The sequence below is a fragment of the Bacillus sp. EU63 genome, assembly GCF_038592915.1.
GTDB classification, from domain to species: domain Bacteria; phylum Bacillota; class Bacilli; order Bacillales; family Bacillaceae; genus Bacillus; species Bacillus velezensis.
This window is the reverse complement of record NZ_CP151944.1, coordinates 3,796,752-3,814,813: the sequence shown is the minus strand read 5'-3', so window position 1 is coordinate 3,814,813 and position 18,062 is coordinate 3,796,752. Positions and strand designations below refer to the sequence as shown.

Here is an 18,062-nt window from a genome sequence, read left to right as displayed (position 1 = left end):
AGATGACTGCGGAATGACAGCGCTTTCTTTATTTTTTTAAAGAAAACGAGATGTTATCTTAAAAAAATCGTTTGAACATTTTCCGCAGCTTTTTAAAAGGGTTTGATTTCGTCTCCAGAACACGCGGGTCTTTTAAGGTTTTTTTCAATTCTTTCGCTACAGTCCCTCTTGCCATAGTCTTCACTCCTTCTTTCCATTTCATACCTTATATACGGAAAGAAAGGAGGAAAGGTTTCATGTGAAAGAAAAAAACCAAAGCAGGGGGCTTTGGTTTTAAGCGCGCTCTTCAAAGAGCCTGGCGATTTCAACAATGACGTTTACCGCCTTTTCCATATGATCGACGGAAATGTACTCATATTTTCCGTGGAAGTTTTGGCCGCCCGTGAAAATGTTCGGTGTCGGCAGCCCCATGTAAGAGAGCTGTGATCCGTCGGTTCCGCCCCGGATCGGTTCGATAATCGGTTCGATGTCGAGGTTTTTCATGGCCTGATAGGCGACATCGACTATCTCTTTGACCGGTTCGATTTTTTCTCTCATGTTGTAATATTGATCACGCAGTTCAAGCTTGATGCTTTCCTTGCCGTATTTAGCCGCCAGCGCATCGGCGGTTTTCTGCATATATTCTTTTCGTTCTGCAAAGCGGTCTCTGTCAAAGTCTCTGATGATGTACGACAGGGCGGCTTCAGAAACGTCTCCGTTCATGGAAAGTAAATGATAGAAGCCTTCATACCCTTCCGTATATTCCGGCGCTTCTTCTTTCGGCAGTGCGTGATGAAATTCCATCGCGATTTTTGAAGCGTTGACCATTTTGTTTTTCGCCGTCCCCGGGTGGACGCTTTTTCCGTAACAAGTAAGCTTTGCGGCGGCTGCGTTAAAGCTTTCATATTGCAGTTCGCCGAGGGGGCCTCCGTCTATCGTGTAGGCGAATGCGGCGTTGAAGCGGCCGACATCGAATTTGTGAGGGCCTCTGCCGATTTCTTCATCGGGCGTGAACGCGACCCGGATCGTTCCGTGTTTGATGTCCGGATGTTTGATCAAGTACGCCATTGCCGTCATGATTTCGGCAATGCCCGCTTTGTTGTCGGCTCCGAGCAGCGTCGTGCCGTCTGTTGTAATCAGCGTCTGGCCTTTATAGCGGGAAAGCTCCGGGAATTGCTCAGGCGACAGGACGACATTGAGTTTGTCATTCAGAACGATATCATGGCCGTCGTAGCTTTCAATAATCTGAGGATTCACATTTTTCCCGGTAAAATCGGTCGCGGTGTCCACGTGAGCCAGAAAACCGACAGTCGGCACGTCTTTATCGGTATTCGCCGGCAGAGTCGCCATGACGTACCCGTTGTCATCGACTGTGATTTCTGTCATGCCGATCGACTTTAATTCATCTGCCAGCATGTTGGCCAATGTCAGCTGGCCGGGGGTTGAAGGGCAGTTTTCATTGTTTTCGTCAGACTGTGTATTGACTTTTACGTAAGAGGTAAAGCGTTCAATGATTTCATTTTTCATACCGTCATCTCCTTTGTCTTATCTTACCATGCGCGGGGGAGGGATTTCTATTTCACAACCCGTTTGAATCGAGGGCTCTGTTTTTTACGCGAATGAAAATAAATTATGAAGAAACGATGACTAAACGATTAAACTTTTTGGAAATGGATGATTGAGGAAGAAAAAACCGATATAATATGGTCAATTCATTCAATAGGGGAGGCTTTCTTCATGGCGATTTTAGTGACAGGCGGAGCGGGTTATATCGGCAGCCACACATGTGTCGAGCTGTTAAACGGCGGCTATGACATCGTGGTTCTGGATAATCTGTCAAACAGTTCACCGGAAGCATTGGAGCGTGTGAAAGACATTACCGGAAAAGGGCTTGTGTTTTATGAAGCGGATCTCCTTGACCGTGACGCCGTTCACCGGGTGTTTGCTGAAAATGAGATTGAAGCCGTCATTCATTTTGCGGGATTAAAAGCCGTCGGTGAGTCTGTGGCTGTTCCGCTCCGTTATTATCATAATAATCTGACGGGAACGTTTATTTTATGTGAAGCCATGCAGGCACACGGTGTGAAAAAAATCGTCTTCAGTTCTTCAGCGACGGTTTACGGCGTTCCGGAAACAACGCCGATCACTGAGGATTTTCCTTTAAGCGCCACCAATCCTTACGGGCAGACAAAGCTGATGCTGGAACAGATTTTACGCGATCTGCATAATGCGGACTCTGAATGGAGCATTGCGCTGCTCCGCTACTTTAATCCGTTCGGCGCGCACCCGAGCGGCCGGATCGGAGAAGACCCGAACGGCATCCCGAATAATTTAATGCCGTACGTCGCACAAGTCGCTGTCGGCAAGCTTGAGCGATTGCAGGTGTTCGGCAATGATTATCCGACAAAGGATGGCACCGGCGTGCGGGATTACATCCATGTCGTTGACCTTGCCGAGGGCCATGTCAGAGCGCTCGAAAAGGTGCTGAACACAACGGGCGCCGACGCCTATAATCTCGGCACGGGAAGAGGCTACAGCGTCCTTGAGATGGTCAAGGCGTTTGAAAAAGTATCGGGAAAAGAAGTGCCGTACCGTTTTGCCGACCGGCGCCCGGGAGACATCGCCGCATGCTTCGCAGACCCGGCAAAAGCGAAGGCTGAATTAGGCTGGGAAGCAAAGCGCGGGCTTGAAGAAATGTGCGCCGACTCTTGGAAGTGGCAGTCCTCCAATGTGAACGGGTACCAAAAGGTGTAAAAAGAAAGAGACCTTCAAATGGTGAAGGTCTCTTTTATTACGGTCATTATTTAATTTTCACTTCAACATCGTTGCTGAACTTTAATTTCCAAGTGCCTTTAGAGTATGCGTTTTTATCAACTTCAAAAGCTTTTACGTCAGTAACTTTAATGTTCGGGTTCAAGTCACTTAAAATTTTACTGTTGTCTACTTTTGTTTCTGTTGCATAGCTTGAAGAAGCATCAATATCTGAATCATAGGATGTTCCTTTAGAATCTACTAATTTCGCTCTTGGAATGGAGAAAGAGCTTAACGGCTTGTTTGAAACATTTTTAACTGTGTATTGAACAGCTACGATAACGCCGCCGTCAGACGCTTTTTTCTCGACAAATTGAGAGCCTACTGAATCTCTTTTTTCCACTTTGGTAACAGTAACTTCAGTTTTCTCAGTCTTAACAGTGTCACCGATGTTATACAGTTTTTCCTTGGATTCCGCAGCTTTTGAAGACGCGGTTTTAGATGATGAAGATCCGCCTCCGCCGCCGATGTTTACGAGAATGATAATAACCACTACTGCCAGAAGCAATGTGATAATTTTATGTCTCATAAAAAAGTTTCTCTGATCTTTACCGCAGTTTGGGCATTTTTTAACGCCTTTAGCGATTTCTTTGCCGCATGCCTTACAAGACACCAGGTTGCCTGCCATAATATTTCCTCCTATGTAAACTATTTCTTAAAAACTACATACTATAATGCCTGTAAAATAACCTATAGTCAATAATATTTTGAGAAAAAAGTATTTTAATGGTTTTTTAGTCATGTATTTTAAGGGTCTTTTTTAGTATCGGCAGATCGTTCGGATTTTTTATAGATTTATTGAAAAAAGAGTGGTTGAACATGTTCGTGATTTCCCGTATAATCTTGAAAGATATACAAAAACTGAACATAAAAAACAGTGGTTTTCTAGGGTTCCGCAATGCTGAATTGGTCTGGACCGAGAGAAAACACACAGCAGGTTCCTGCTGTGACACGTTGGGATAAAAGCCCGGGAGTTTCTGCTCTTTTGATGAAGAGTGCTCTCCCGGGCTTTTTTGATTTTATAAAAAAGGAGTGTCTGGGATGAAAAAGAGATTGCTGGATGTGCTGATGCTGATTATTGGAGCTTTTATCTTTGCTTTGGCCGTTAATTTATTCGCCATTCCGAATGATCTTGGAGAGGGCGGGGTAACAGGAATCACCCTGATCTTGTACTATGTGTTTGAGTGGTCGCCCGGGGTGACGAATATCATTTTGAACGGGATCTTATTGATTATCGGATATAAATTTTTAGACGGAAAAACAACGCTTTATACGATCATTACCGTTGTTGCCAACTCACTGTTTCTGCATCTGACGCATGATTGGCACTCGCCTTCACATGAACTCATTATTAATACTATTTTTGCGGGTGTGTTTGCCGGTGTCGGAATCGGGATCATTATTCGAGTCGGAGGCACGACTGCGGGTTCTGCCATTTTGGCGAGGATTGCGAACAAATATCTCGATTGGAACATCAGCTATGCGCTTTTGTTCTTTGATCTGATTGTCGTCTTCAGTTCTTATTTCATCATCGGTGCGGAAAAAATGATGTTTACCATTGTCATGCTGTACATCGGAACGAAGGTGATGGACTTTATCATTGAAGGCCTGAATACGAAAAAAGCGGTGACGATTATATCTGAGCATAAGCACGAAATCGCTGAACAGGTCAACACGCTTATGGACAGAGGGGTTACGCTGCTGTCGGGTAAAGGAAATTACACGGGGCAGTCGAAGGAAATTTTATATATCGTCATCCAGAAACAAGAGCTTTCCATGCTCAAAAAAATTATTAAAAGCTGTGATACAAAAGCGTTTGTCATTGTTCATGATGTGCGTGACGTCTTTGGTGAAGGCTTCGTCGATATCTCTAAATAAAAAGAATCCCTCTGCCGGCGCGGAGGGTTTTTTTCTTATGCCGGCAGATGATCCGTTTCCCGGGAAATAGCCTGAAAGCTGTTTCTTAAAACGAAGTGGATACAATCGGCCGGACGTTTTATACTGAAAATATGATAGAGAGATAGAGAGGAGCGCATATGAACCCGTTATTGGCAATTTACCCAAGGGCTGTGTTGTCTGATACGTGCTGTACGGCGGAGGATGTCTTTTGCTTTTATGATGAAAAAAGGCGGGGCTATGTCGCCATTCCGAAGGAGGATATCACCCCGAAGGAGAAACTGCTTCTGGAATCATTTTTGACGCCCGCTGAAGAAAAAGGCGATTTTTTTCCGGAGACGGCGGCAGCAAAGAGGTGGCGGCGTTTTCTGCTGGAAGAAGGCCCGGTGCCTGATGTCAAGGAGCCGCGTGTCCGTTTTATCCATTATGACTTATTGGGAGAACGGGACTGGGGGGCATATACGGAAGCGCTGCGCCATTTCTGGCCGGTTTCATATACAGTTGTCCGGACGGGGAGGGATCATGGCGTGATTGTGGAGGAAGAAAAGCTGGAAGCGCCAGATTCGGATGACATCGCATCTTTTGTGAAGATTCTCGAAGGCGATTTTTATTTCAGTGTCCGTTTTTTCATCGGAAGGTATTACTGCAAGGGGGAACGTCTGCGCCTTCATTATCAGAGAGAACAGCAATATTGTCAGATCGGCCGGCGTCATCTCCCGCAGCTGAGCACGCTGACCGCGGAAACGGTATTTCCGGCCATGCTCACGGAGGAAAGCAGAGAAAAGCTCTCAGCCTTGCTTCACGAAGAAGCGGCGCTGCTGTTTCAGAAAGAACCGGAGCTGAAGCATACGATTCAGACTTTTATTGAACATAACTCGAACATGTCGCTCACATCGAAAAAACTGCATTTGCACCGCAACAGTCTTCAATATCGGATTGATAAATTTGCGGAACGCTCAGGTATTGATATTAAGACATATCGGGGCGCCCTGCTGGCTTATTTCATTTGTCTGCAGTATGAAAAATCACATTAAATGGGAAATGTGCACGAAGGCAGCGGACTTTTTTTATGAACATTGCCTATATCCGCCGCCGTCTGACGCTGTTACAATCCTATTTAAGAAAGCGTTTACAAATAGAGGGGGATATATATGGCGGAACTTCGGCTGGAGCATATTTATAAGTATTACGATCAAAAAGAGGCGGCTGTCGATGATTTTAACCTTCATATTAAAGATAAAGAGTTTATCGTGTTTGTCGGTCCGTCGGGGTGCGGCAAGTCGACAACATTGAGGATGGTTGCCGGGCTGGAAGACATTACAAAGGGCGATTTCTATATCGGTGACACGAGAGTGAATGACATCGCTCCTAAAGACAGGGATATCGCTATGGTGTTTCAAAACTATGCGTTATATCCGCACATGACGGTCTATGATAATATCGCTTTCGGTCTGAAGCTGAGGAAGATGCCGAAACCGGAGATTAAAAAACGGGTCGAAGAAGCGGCAAAAATGCTGGGGCTCACAGAGTATCTGCACCGCAAACCGAAAGCGCTCTCCGGCGGGCAGCGGCAGCGGGTTGCATTAGGCCGGGCGATTGTCAGGGACGCCAAAGTGTTTTTAATGGATGAGCCGCTGTCAAATCTGGACGCAAAGCTTCGGGTGCAGATGCGGGCAGAAATTATTAAGCTCCACCAAAGGCTGCAAACAACCACAATCTATGTGACGCACGACCAAACAGAAGCACTGACGATGGCGACACGCATCGTAGTCATGAAGGACGGAAAAATTCAGCAGATCGGCACCCCGAAAGACGTGTATGAACATCCCGAAAACGTATTTGTCGGCGGGTTCATCGGCTCCCCAGCGATGAACTTTTTCAAAGGAAAGCTGACGGACGGCGCCATTCAGATCGGTTCAGCCGCTCTCAGCGTGCCGGAAGGGAAAATGAAAATGCTCCGGGAAAAAGGGTATGCCGGCAAAGATGTTATCTTCGGCATCCGCCCGGAAGACATACATGACGAGCTGATTGTGGTAGAATCCTATAAGAATTCATCCATCACAGCTAAAATCAATGTCGCGGAATTGCTCGGGTCAGAAATTATGGTTTATTCCCGGATCGGGGATCAGGATTTTATCGCCCGGATTGACGCCCGCCATGACATTCATGCCGGTGAGGAATTGACCGTCGCTTTCGACATGAATAAGGCTCACTTTTTTGACAGTGAAACAGAAATCAGAATCCGCTCATAACGCAAAGCCGGACAGCTGGATGTCCGGCTTTTTTGATGTAACAATTTATGACGCATAACCGATATAAAAAGTAAATAGAAGACAGAAAGCAGGAAAACGATGAAACGCATAATCATGTGCATGTGCCTTTTGGCTGCCGTGTTTACGCTGGCCGCCTGCTCGGGCCATGAGGCAAGCGCCGAACAAAGCATTCCGAAGGCAGAAGCGCACCACGATAAAAAATCTGTAAAGCGCCAAATCAAAAAGGAGCCGGATACGTCCGCCTGGGTTCAAACGAAAGGAACGGCAAGACTGCCGATTCTGATGTACCACAGCATTTCTGAGGGAAACAGCCTGCGTGTGCCGAAGGAAGAATTCCGGCAGCATATGAAGTGGCTTCATGATCACGGCTATTATACGATGACTCCTGAAGAGGCCTATCTGATGCTGACGGAGGATAAGGAGCCGCGTGAAAAATGTGTTCTGATCACATTTGATGACGGCTATACCGACAATGTGAAAGCGGCCTATCCCATTTTAAAGAAATACGAGATGAAAGCGACAATCTTTATGATCGGAAACTTTATCGGGCATAAGAATCATCTGACTGAGAAGCAGATGAAGGAGATGGCCGCCCACGGCATTTCCATTCAGAGCCATACGATGAACCATCTCGAATTGAACGGGCTCACACCGCAGCAGCAGCGACGTGAAATGAAGGACTCTAAGCGTTTATTTGATCAAATGTTCGGGCAGCGGACGTCTATGATCAGCTACCCTGTCGGACGATATAATAAGGAAACATTAAAAGCCGCCGCCGCGTCAGGCTACCGTATGGCGGTCACGACGGAGCCGGGAGCGGCGTCAAGAGATCAGGGGCTTTACGGGCTTCACCGCGTCCGTGTGTCGCCGGGCATGTCCGGCGCGGCATTCGGCTCTTATATTCAAAATGTGATGAAATAACAGAGCCTCCGCATCATGCGGAGGCTTTTTTTCAGTTTAATAGAATTGATGAAGCAGCAGAAGGGTGACGCTCACGGTAATCGCTCCGCCGATTCTGGTCGACACTTGGGCGAACGGCATAAGCTCAAGCCGTTCAGCGGCGCTCAAGATCGCGACGTCGCCGGTGCCGCCCTGGCCGGAATGGCAGGCATTAATAACCGCCGTCTCAATCGGGTACAGATTCAGCCATTTTCCGGTCAGAAAACCGACGGCCATCATCGTGACGACGATTGATAAAATGGTAATGATGTTGCTGATCGTAAACGCCGCAATCAGTTTGTCCCACGGTGTCATTGAAACGCCGATCGCAAATAAGAGCGGATAGGTCACGGCTGTCGAGAAAAAGCGCGAGACGCCGAAGGCTCCGTTTTCAATCGAAGCCGGCGCCAGCCTGAACAGCTTAATGAGAACGGCAAGGACGAGCATCACGACTGGAGCCGGAAGCTGAAAGAAATCATGCGCCAGCATGCCGACCAAATAAAGGGAAACCGCTAAAATACCGCCCGAAGCGAAAAAGGACAAATCAAACGTTTTATCATCGGCCGGCTGTTCCAATGCGGGAGCGGAATGATCAGACTTATCAACCTTCCCGTTGCCCGTCCATTCCGGTTTGCGTTTCCCGATGACATTCAGCAAACCCGATAACATAATGGCGCACAGGCTGCCGAGCATGATGGACGGCAGCACAAGCGCAAAGGCGTCTCCCTGGGACATCGGCATAATATCGGAGTAGCCGATGGATAAAGGAATCGCGCCTTCACCGACACCCCCCGCCATAATCGGAACGACGATATAAAGCAGCGTGTGCTGAAAGCCGAGCCCGAGCAGCGTCCCGACGCATAAGCCGACGATGGCGGCCGCGATAGACCCGGCGATCAGCGGAATAAAAATCTTAACGAAAGCTTTGACGAGCGTCTCTCTTTTCATCCCGAGAATACTGCCGACGACGATACCGGCAATAAATAGATAGAGAAAGTTGGAGCTTTCTGTGAATTCTGTTGTTGAAGTAATAATGTCTTTCGGAAGCAGGTGGTAGTAGACGACAGCGGATGGAATAAAGGTTGCGAGAATCGCAGGGCCGCCGATGGACCGCACGATCGGAATGGATTTTCCGATCTGGCCGAAGGTAAATCCGAAAAAACTCATGACGGCAATTGATGTCAGAATGTCGCTTTTTACATCACGGCTCATGACAAACACCGTAATAAGCAAGAAAAGCAGGATATAGATAGGAAGAGGAATAATGCCGATTCTTATATTCATTGCTCTGGCAAACCAGTTATCAGTCCGTTCCTGTTTTTGGATTGAATCCGTTTGCAATTTTGGTTGAAGTTCTCCCATGCTTGTTCCCCCAGTCGTTATGTAGTGAAAAAATATCCCCATTTAAAGTATACTAAAAAATTTAAATTGTTCATATATTATGAATTTACTAGAGGACATGCTTTCTTCACATTTTCTTTCTCAAAATGGCGATTTGGCGGGCTTTTTCACCGAGAAAAGCATTTTGTTCGCCACACGAATAAAAAAGAGATACGATATCAAAGGGACAAATATCCTAGGTGCTGACATAAAATCTCTACAAATCCGACAATAATCGGTCACAATTTCATCCTGATTTTAGGTATATTGATCTTTTTTTTTAGGCTGAATCGTTGTAAAGTAATGATATTGAATCATTTCTATGACAGCCGCTGTCCCCCAGGGTGTACAGGCTGATATTTCAATAGTTTTGACGAATTTGTGAAACATTGAGCAAATATATCATTTTTTGTGAAATACCGAGCAATGATTTCACTATGTTTGTGAAATGTTGAGCAATTTACCAGATTGGAGGAAAAACATCATGAGTGAGTTGGTATTAGCCCGCATTCAATTTGCATCTACAACATTGTTTCACTTCTTGTTTGTGCCTATGTCTATCGGGCTTGTGTTTATGGTTGCTTTGATGGAGACGCTTTACGTTGTCAAAAAACAAGAGACCTATCTCAAAATGGCTAAATTTTGGGGGCATCTCTTTTTAATTAACTTTGCTGTCGGCGTCGTCACAGGGATTCTTCAGGAATTCCAGTTCGGATTGAACTGGTCTGATTATTCCCGTTTTGTCGGGGACGTATTTGGGGCTCCGCTTGCGATTGAAGCGCTTTTGGCGTTTTTTATGGAGTCTATTTTTATCGGATTATGGATTTTCGGCTGGGACCGTTTATCTAAAAAAGTGCATTTGCTTTGCATTTGGCTTGTATCCTTCGGAACGATTATGTCATCTTTCTGGATTTTGACGGCAAACTCATTCATGCAGGAGCCGGTCGGCTTTACGATTAAAAACGGCCGCGCGGAAATGAATGACTTCGGAGCGCTTTTGACAAACCCTCAGCTTTGGGTTGAATTCCCTCACGTCATTTTCGGAGCGCTTGCGACGGGTGCTTTCTTTATCGCCGGTGTCAGCGCATTTAAATTATTGAAGAAAAAAGAAGTGCCTTTCTTCCATAAATCTTTCAAGCTTTCGATGATTGTCGGTCTGATCGCCGGTATCGGTGTTGCGTTCAGCGGACACATGCAGGCTGAACATTTAATGGAATCGCAGCCGATGAAAATGGCCGCCAGTGAAGCGCTTTGGGATGACAGCGGTGATCCTGCCGCGTGGACGGCTTTTGCGAATATTGATACGAATAAAGAAAAAAACACATCAGAAATTTCAATTCCTTACGCACTGAGCTACTTGGCTTACCAGAAGTTCAGCGGCAGTGTGAAAGGGATGAAAACACTTCAAAAAGAATATGAAAAAACGTACGGAAAAGGCGACTATATCCCGCCTGTCAAAACGACGTTCTGGAGTTTCCGCATTATGGCGGGAGCGGGCGCGCTTATGATTTTTGCCGCGATTGCAGGCTTTATTCTGAACCGCCGCAAAAAGCTTCATACGAGCAAGTGGTATTTACGGGGCATGATCGCACTGATCGCATTCCCGTTCATTGCGAACTCTGCCGGTTGGATTATGACTGAAATCGGCCGCCAGCCGTGGACGGTTATGGGGCAAATGACAACCGCACAATCCGTTTCGCCTAACGTAACGACGGGATCTCTGCTGTTTTCAATTATCGGTTTCGGCGTCATGTACTTGATTTTAGGCGCGCTGCTTGTCTTCCTATTCGTTCGTGAAATTAAAAAAGGTGCGGACCATGATGATCACAAGGATGTTCCTGTATCAACGGATCCGTTCAGTCAGGAGGTCTACCATGGGGTCACTTCATGATCTTTGGTTTGTACTCGTTTCAGTTTTGTTTGTCGGATTTTTCTTTTTAGAAGGTTTTGATTTCGGTGTCGGCATTTCGACCCGATTTCTTGGCCATAATGAATTAGAACGCAGAGTGCTGATTAACACCATCGGCCCGTTCTGGGATGCGAATGAGGTATGGCTGCTGACAGGTACGGGAGCGATCTTCGCGGCATTCCCGAACTGGTATGCGACGATGCTGAGCGGATATTATATTCCGTTTATCATCATCCTTCTTGCTTTAATGGGCCGCGGGGTGGCGTTTGAATTCCGCGGAAAAGTGAATCATTTAAAATGGGTCAAAACATGGGACTGGGTGATTTTCTTCGGCAGCCTTATCCCGCCGTTTGTATTCGGCCTTATCTTCACAAGCTTGTTCCGCGGCATGCCGATTGACGGCCATATGAATATGCATGCGGGTTTCTCAGATATTGTGAACGTGTATTCCGTCCTTGGCGGAGCAGCCGTCACCCTTCTTTCATTCCTGCACGGTTTAATGTTTGTCACACTGCGCACGATCGGTGATTTACAAGAGCGTGCGAGAAAAATGGCAAAACGCGTAATCGGTGTTATCTTTCTTGTTGTACTTGCTTTCTTTGCGATGTCTGCATACGATACGGATATGTTTACACGCCGGGCAAACATCACGATTCCGGTATTCGTGCTGATTGTCATCTGCAACGTTCTTGCTGTTGTGTTCATGAGCAAGAAAAAAGACGGCTGGGCATTCGGTATGACCGGCGCGGGTCTTGCTTTGACAGTTGCGATGATTTTTATCTCTCTGTTCCCGCGCGTCATGGTCAGCTCGCTGAAAAGCGCGTATGACTTAACAGTAGCTAACGCGTCATCCGGTGATTATTCACTTAAAGTCATGACAATTGCCGCACTGACTCTGCTGCCGTTTGTCATCGGCAGTCAGATCTGGAGCTATTATGTCTTCCGGAAACGCGTCAGCCATAAGGAGCCTATGACTTATTAATGGGAAAAGACCTGTTTCTTTATAAAGGAATGAAGCGGATTCTTGCGATCATTACGGGATTAACGATTATACAAACGGCCGCCATCATCTTGCAGGCGGAATGGCTGAGCCAGGCGGTAACCGGATTATTTAACGGGAAGCGGATTGCTTCTCTTTATCCGGTTATCGGCTTTTTCCTGCTTGCGTTTTTGGTCCGGCATGCGGTGACAACGGTCCGGCAGAAAATCGTGTACCAATATGCCGCGCAAACCGGCGCAGACTTAAGAAAAAGATTTCTTGAGCAATTGTTCCGTCTCGGCCCCCGCTTTGCGAAAAAAGAGGGGACGGGCCGGATGGTGACGCTGGCGATGGAAGGCATCAGCCAGTTCCGCCGTTATTTAGAGCTGTTTCTGCCGAAAATGGCCAGCATGGCGATTGTACCGGCGGCCGTTGTTATTTACGTGTTTTTTCAGGATAAAACATCGGCATTGATTCTGATTCTTGCGCTTCCGATTTTGATTGTATTTATGATTCTGCTCGGACTTGTCGCACAGAAAAAAGCCGATCGCCAATGGAAGTCCTATCAGACGCTTTCCAATCATTTCGTGGATTCGCTTCGCGGACTGGAGACATTGCGGTTTTTAGGATTAAGCAAATCACACAGCAAAAACATCTTTCATGTCAGTGAGAGATACCGTAAGGCGACGATGAGCACGCTCCGGGTCGCGTTTTTATCATCATTCGCCCTGGATTTCTTTACGATGCTGTCGGTGGCGACAGTGGCGGTGTTTCTCGGCTTGCGGCTGATAGACGGACAAATTCTGCTCGGGCCGGCATTGACCGCGCTCATTCTCGCGCCTGAATATTTTCTCCCGGTCCGCGAAGTGGGAAATGATTACCACGCGACGTTAAACGGGCAGGAGGCGGGGAAAACCATTCAAGCGATTTTGGCGCAGCCCGGTTTTAAAGAAGAAAAGCCGCTCAAACTTGATACGTGGACTGACGGGGATGAATTACAGCTTACGCGTTTGTCCGTCCGAGAATCGATGTCTGAATTTCATCTGTCCTTTAAAGGAAAGAAAAAAATCGGGATTATCGGGGAAAGCGGTGCGGGAAAATCGACACTCATTGATGTGCTGGGCGGCTTTTTAGAGCCTGCGTCCGGTGAGATCAAGGTAAACGGTGAATCCCGCTCGCATCTGCAGTCGGACGGCTGGCAGAAGCAGCTGCTTTATATTCCGCAGCATCCGTACATTTTTGATGACACGCTTTTGAATAATATCCGGTTTTATCATCCTGATGCTTCGCATGAGGAAACGGCGCAGGCCGCTGCTTCGGCGGGTCTTTCCGGACTGATCCGTGATCTGCCCGGCGGCCTTGACGGCCGGATCGGCGAGGGCGGACGGGCGCTCAGCGGAGGACAGGCTCAGCGTGTCGCGCTGGCCAGAGCCTTTTTAGGAAACCGTCCGATTCTCCTTTTGGATGAGCCGACCGCTCACCTTGATATTGAAACAGAATATGAAATAAAAGAAACGATGAAAGACCTGTTTGAAAACAAGCTTGTTTTTCTGGCCACTCACCGTCTTCACTGGATGCTTGAGATGGACGAAATTATCGTGCTTGATGACGGCGCGGTGGCGGAAATCGGCACCCACGACGAATTGATGGCGAAACAAGGCGTATACGCCAAACTTGTAAAGGCGCAACTGGGGGAAAGAACATGAGAAAAGAAGAATGGATTCTGCCGTATATAAAGCAAAATGCCCGTTTGTTTGTTCTTGTGATTTTTTTAGGCGCGGTGACGATTTTTTCGGCGGCCTTTCTCATGTTCACTTCCGGTTTTTTAATCTCTAAGTCGGCGACAAGGCCTGAGAATATCCTGCTGGTGTACGTTCCGATTGTGGCCGTGCGGACCTTCGGGATTGCCCGTTCAGTCTCACGGTACGCCGAGCGTCTGACGGGGCACCATATCATTTTGAAAATCGTGTCCGACATGCGGGTGCGGCTTTACAATATGCTGGAGCCGGCCTCGCTCATGCTTTCATCCCGTTTTCGGACGGGCGACATGCTCGGCATTTTGGCTGAGGATATTGAGCATTTGCAGGATGCGTTTTTAAAAACGATTTTCCCGGCGGTTTCCGCTTTGCTGCTGTATGCGGCCTCCGTTATCGGACTCGGCTTTTTTTCCTGGCCGTTTGCCGCTTTTGCGGCGATTTACCTGTTTATATTGGTTGTATTGTTTCCGGTTGTGTCGCTTCTTGTGACGAGAGCGAAAAACATGAGGCTGAAAAGCGGCCGGAATACGCTCTACAGCCGGCTGACAGATGCCGTGCTCGGCGTGAGCGACTGGATGTTCTCGGGACGACAGGCGGCCTTTATTTCCTCTTATGAAGAGAAAGAGAAGGCATGGTTTGACCTTGAAAGCAAACGTCAGCGGTTTACGAGATGGCGTGATCTCGCCGCGCAATGCCTCGTCGGCGGCTTCATATTGATCATGCTGTTCTGGACGGCGGGTCAGTATGCGGACGGCAGCATCGCCAACACGATGATCGCGGCCTTTGTGCTTGTCGTATTTCCATTGACGGAGGCGTTTCTGCCCCTTTCGGATGCGCTGACGGAAGTGCCTTCTTATCAGGATTCCATCAAAAGAATGAGTAAGGCGGCTCCGGAGCTGCGAAGTCGTGAGGTGAAGCAGACGGATGAGAAACTGGATGTATCGGATGTGACACTTACATTTGATAACGTGACGTTTTCTTATGATCAGCACAGTCATGTGCTTGACCGTTTTTCCTTCACTCTCCGCCAAGGTGAAAAAATGGCGCTGCTCGGCAGGAGCGGCTCCGGTAAGTCGACCTCTCTCGCTTTAATTGAAGGCGCCTTAGTTCCCGATTCGGGCAAAGTGATGCTGAACGGGCTGGAAACTGCGGCCGTGCAGGAGCAGATTTCCTCAGCGGTGGCCGTTTTGAATCAGAAACCTCATCTCTTTAACACGAGCATTATGAACAATATCCGGCTCGGAAACGGTAAGGCGAGTGATGAAGATGTTAAGCGTGCGGCGCGGCAAGTGAAGCTGCATGATTATATTGAATCACTGCCTGACGGATATGAAACGTCCGTGCAGGAGACGGGGATTCGTTTCTCAGGCGGGGAACGGCAGCGGATCGCGCTTGCCCGTATTCTGCTCCAAGACACGCCGGTCATTATCCTTGATGAACCGACGGTCGGCCTTGATGCGGTCACTGAACGTGAATTGCTTGATACGATTTTTGATGTTTTTAAAGAGAAAACGATCCTCTGGATTACACACCATTTAGCGGGTGTGGAAACAGCTGATAAAATCGTCTTTTTAGAAAATGGAAAAGCAGAAATGGAAGGAACCCATCAAGAGCTGCTTGCAGAAAACGAAAGGTACCGGAAGCTTTACCGTCTTGATGTTCCGATCAGAACATAAACAGCCGCAAACGAGCGGCTGTTTTTTTGTGCGGTTTAAAATCTCTTCTTGTTTGGAATATAAATAGGAGACAGAAGAGGAGGTACAGAGATGAATATAATGGATTGGACGGAACAGGATGTGAAAGATACGCTGCCGCAACGGGAGGCAGACAGCCATAAAGGAACGTTCGGAACGGCGCTGTTGCTGGCCGGGAGCGATGACATGCCGGGAGCCGCCCTTCTGGCCGGATTGGGCGCGATGAGAAGCGGTGTCGGCAAGCTCGTCATCGGTACATCGGCAGGCGTCATCCCGCTTATCGTCCCGGTGCTGCCGGAAGCGACGTACTGGCGTGACGGCTGGAAAAAAGCCGCGGCGGGCCAGCCCGGGGAAACCATCCGGGCCGCTGCCATCGGGCCGGGCCTTCCCCAAACAGACGAAGTGCAGCAGGCGGCTGATCAGCTGCTTTCTGCCGATTATCCCGTCATACTGGACGCGGGCGCCATTACGAAAAGAACCTATTCAAAGAGGAAAGCTCCCGTGATCTTGACGCCTCATCCCGGCGAATTTTCCAGAATGACAGGCCTTCCGATTCAAGAGATTCAGCAGAACAGAGCGGAATATGCCGCGGAATGGGCGGAGCGGCTTCATGTCACGATTGTCCTGAAAGGAAACGAAACCATTATCGCTTTTCCCGACGGGGAATGCCGCAGGAATACAACCGGAAACGGCGCGCTTGCAAAAGGCGGGACCGGCGACACGCTGACGGGAATGATTCTCGGCATGCTGTGCTGTCATCAAGACCCGAAGCATGCCGTATTGAACGCCGTCCGCCTTCACGGCGAATGTGCGGAAGTATGGACGAAAGAGCGCTCCGCCCATACCTTATTGGCGCACGAACTTTCTGAACTGCTGCCGCGTGTATGGAAGGAATATGAATAAAGAAAAGGCGTCTTCACAGGGAAGGCGCCTCTTTTTGTTTTAACCTTGATTTCATCAGGACATAATACAGCAGCGACGGAACGGCCAGGCCGATGACCCAGGCAATGTCGCCTCCGCCGAATATTTCAGCGAGCGGCCCGATGTAAAAGGAGGTATTGATGAACGGGATTTCTAATATAATCGACAAAACGAAGGCGGCCGCTGTAATCCAATTGACCCTGCCGTATTGCCCGTTGACGTCAAACATCGATTTGACGTGGTATTTTCCGCGGCGGATAAAATAGTAATCCACGAGGTTGATCGCCGTCCATGGAATTAAGAAATAACTGATGAAAAAGATGAAATTTAAAAACAGTTCCATGAAATTGCTTTGGCCCAAGAGACTTAATACAGTACCCGCTGCCGTCACACAAAGGATCATTACCACTCTCGTTTTCGGCGTCACCTTCAGTTTTAAAAACGGCTCCAAGGTAGTCGTGGTTGACATAAAGGCTCCGTATAAATTAAAGACGTTGATCGCCATTTGCCCGAACAGGACGATGATCAGCATAATAAAGGAAAACGGACCGAACAATCGGACAATCTCATTTCCCGCATTAGCGGTAAATTCCGGGAGCGCCGTCGTCAAAATGGCGCCGAGAAGCATCATCCAGATGGAACTGACTGACGTACCTGCATAGCTGTACCAAAAAGTATGCGATGCCGGTGTTTTGACCGGCAGATAACGGGAATAATCTGCGACATATGGCGCGTATGCCAGCTGCCATGTGGCCACCGCGCTGACCGCCACTAGAAAAACAGGCAGATCTAATGAGCCGGGCACCCAGCTTCCTGAAGGAATCGGCAGTTGAAAAATAAGAATTGTTGCAGCAAAAAAAACGGCAAAGGAGGTCCAAGAGAGGATTTTCTGCATTTTGTGAATCAGATCATGACCGTAGATCGTGAGTAAAAAACAGATGGCGCTTAAGCCGATAATACACCATGAAGCCGGAATCGGGACAAAGCTGCTCAGTGTACCGGCTGCGAGAATCGTACTGCTCGCAAAGAAGCCCAGGTAGATAAACATGACCAAAAAGAGGGGCAGAATCGCTCCGATCACGCCGAATTGCGCGCGGCTTTGAATCATTTGCGGAATTCCGAGCTGAGGTCCTTGTGCGGAATGAGACGCCATAAAGATTGCGCCGATAAAGGTTCCGATTATAATGGCGGCGATACTCCAAAAGAGATCGAGTCCCATTGTAACGGGCAGTGTGCCTGTGACTAACGTCGTAATATGCATATTAGCCCCGAACCAGACGGGGAATAAATCTTTAGCCTTTCCGTGTCTTTCGTCATGCGGAATATGTTCAATCGTTCGCCTTTCTACTTTCAATAGATAATCTCCTCCGTATGTTCTTCTTTAACATAAAGACATAGCTTAACAGATTGACCTGCCGTTTACAAATTCCAGCATGCAGGAAAAACATTGTAAAGCCTCGCTGACAGCCGTTCAAAGTTTTTTTTGAAAAACGGTACAAACACTGCCGCCAAAACGATTTGCCA

The 18,062-nt window shown here is 47.8% G+C and carries 14 protein-coding genes and 1 riboswitch; of the genes, 10 read left to right on the top strand and 4 right to left on the bottom strand.

Annotated elements, in window-relative coordinates; genetic code table 11:
• Positions 1-273: 273 nt before the first annotated feature.
• A complete protein-coding gene (pepT, locus tag NYE38_RS19155; protein ID WP_224446761.1) occupies positions 274-1,506 on the bottom strand; it encodes a peptidase T in 1,233 nt (410 codons plus the stop codon).
• A gap of 210 nt (positions 1,507-1,716) precedes the next feature.
• Between pepT and galE the strand changes: the two genes are divergently transcribed.
• The gene (gene galE / locus NYE38_RS19150) at positions 1,717-2,733 is read left to right on the top strand and encodes a UDP-glucose 4-epimerase GalE (RefSeq protein ID WP_065180333.1); all 1,017 of its coding nucleotides are present in this window, start codon (positions 1,717-1,719) and stop codon (positions 2,731-2,733) included.
• Positions 2,734-2,779: 46 nt separating this feature from the next.
• Here the strand turns inward: galE and NYE38_RS19145 are convergent, their stop codons facing one another.
• Positions 2,780-3,319, bottom strand: coding sequence for a DUF4352 domain-containing protein (locus NYE38_RS19145; RefSeq protein ID WP_119834765.1), 540 nt, complete (start codon positions 3,317-3,319; stop codon positions 2,780-2,782).
• A 345-nt stretch (positions 3,320-3,664) separates the two neighbouring features.
• Positions 3,665-3,766, top strand: a riboswitch (guanidine-I (ykkC/yxkD leader).
• 65 nt (positions 3,767-3,831) lie between these two features.
• On the opposite strand from NYE38_RS19145, the gene NYE38_RS19140 reads away from it, so the two are divergent.
• From NYE38_RS19140 to NYE38_RS19125, 4 genes are all read left to right on the top strand, one after another.
• A complete protein-coding gene (locus tag NYE38_RS19140; protein WP_003150818.1) occupies positions 3,832-4,668 on the top strand; it encodes a YitT family protein in 837 nt (278 codons plus the stop codon).
• A gap of 158 nt (positions 4,669-4,826) precedes the next feature.
• Positions 4,827-5,720: a helix-turn-helix domain-containing protein gene (locus tag NYE38_RS19135; RefSeq protein ID WP_065180332.1), complete on the top strand. Its 894-nt coding sequence runs from the start codon at positions 4,827-4,829 to the stop codon at positions 5,718-5,720.
• Between the two features lie 117 nt (positions 5,721-5,837).
• Complete coding sequence (gene ugpC, locus NYE38_RS19130; protein WP_017418599.1) at positions 5,838-6,938, top strand: sn-glycerol-3-phosphate ABC transporter ATP-binding protein UgpC; 1,101 nt, start codon at positions 5,838-5,840, stop codon at positions 6,936-6,938.
• Positions 6,939-7,037: 99 nt separating this feature from the next.
• The gene (locus NYE38_RS19125) at positions 7,038-7,880 is read left to right on the top strand and encodes a polysaccharide deacetylase family protein (protein WP_065180331.1); all 843 of its coding nucleotides are present in this window, start codon (positions 7,038-7,040) and stop codon (positions 7,878-7,880) included.
• A 36-nt stretch (positions 7,881-7,916) separates the two neighbouring features.
• Here the strand turns inward: NYE38_RS19125 and NYE38_RS19120 are convergent, their stop codons facing one another.
• Entirely contained in the window at positions 7,917-9,260 is a 1,344-nt protein-coding gene (locus NYE38_RS19120) for a 2-hydroxycarboxylate transporter family protein (RefSeq protein WP_014306094.1), read from the bottom strand.
• Between the two features lie 502 nt (positions 9,261-9,762).
• Between NYE38_RS19120 and NYE38_RS19115 the strand changes: the two genes are divergently transcribed.
• The 5 genes from NYE38_RS19115 (at position 9,763) to NYE38_RS19095 (ending at position 16,520) form a co-directional block, all read left to right on the top strand.
• Positions 9,763-11,169, top strand: coding sequence for a cytochrome ubiquinol oxidase subunit I (locus tag NYE38_RS19115; RefSeq protein ID WP_014306093.1), 1,407 nt, complete (start codon positions 9,763-9,765; stop codon positions 11,167-11,169).
• Positions 11,153-12,169, top strand: a complete 1,017-nt coding sequence (gene cydB, locus NYE38_RS19110) for a cytochrome d ubiquinol oxidase subunit II (protein WP_003150830.1) — start codon at positions 11,153-11,155, stop codon at positions 12,167-12,169. The genes NYE38_RS19115 and cydB overlap by 17 nt, the downstream gene beginning before the upstream one ends.
• Positions 12,169-13,872: a thiol reductant ABC exporter subunit CydD gene (gene cydD, locus NYE38_RS19105; protein WP_025650054.1), complete on the top strand. Its 1,704-nt coding sequence runs from the start codon at positions 12,169-12,171 to the stop codon at positions 13,870-13,872. Before cydB ends, cydD begins: the two co-directional genes overlap by 1 nt.
• Positions 13,869-15,599, top strand: coding sequence for a thiol reductant ABC exporter subunit CydC (gene cydC, locus NYE38_RS19100; protein WP_109567308.1), 1,731 nt, complete (start codon positions 13,869-13,871; stop codon positions 15,597-15,599). The genes cydD and cydC overlap by 4 nt, the downstream gene beginning before the upstream one ends.
• Before the next feature lie 90 nt (positions 15,600-15,689).
• Positions 15,690-16,520 (top strand): NAD(P)H-hydrate dehydratase, encoded by an 831-nt coding sequence (locus NYE38_RS19095; RefSeq protein ID WP_134986757.1) that lies wholly within the window; start codon positions 15,690-15,692, stop codon positions 16,518-16,520.
• 13 nt (positions 16,521-16,533) lie between these two features.
• On the opposite strand, the gene NYE38_RS19090 is transcribed toward NYE38_RS19095, so the two are convergent.
• A complete protein-coding gene (locus NYE38_RS19090; RefSeq protein ID WP_014306090.1) occupies positions 16,534-17,892 on the bottom strand; it encodes a cytosine permease in 1,359 nt (452 codons plus the stop codon).
• Positions 17,893-18,062 lie beyond the last annotated feature (170 nt).